We start from the raw sequence: 301 nt of genomic DNA, 5'->3' as shown, positions 1-301 counted from the left end.
CCCTCAGACATGATGAACGGAGGCTTTTCGCACGTGTCGTGGCCGACCGCGATGATCACGTCGGACTTGTCGACGGCCTCGTGGACATGGTCACCTTTGGAAAGCGCCGCCGTGCCCATATAGAGGTCGGAGTCTTCCGCCACGACGCCCTTGCCCATTTGCGTGGCAAAGAAGGGAATGCGGGTGCGTTGCACGAAGTCGCGGATTTGGGCGATCGAGTGCTGGTCGAGGCGGCTTGCCGCCCCGCCCACCATGATCAGCGGACGCTTGGCCGCAAGGATCATTTCAACCGCGCGATCGA

The 301-nt window shown here is 62.1% G+C and carries 1 pseudogene; it reads right to left on the bottom strand.

The features are described from left to right. Positions 1-301 (bottom strand): annotated as a pseudogene (locus tag BN1800_RS39885) (acetolactate synthase large subunit); the annotation flags it as partial.

Origin of the sequence: Rhizobium sullae (assembly GCF_900169785.1) — a bacterium.
GTDB lineage: Bacteria > Pseudomonadota > Alphaproteobacteria > Rhizobiales > Rhizobiaceae > Rhizobium > Rhizobium sullae.
Note: the sequence above shows the minus strand (reverse complement) of the source record. Positions and strands in the feature narration are given on the sequence as shown.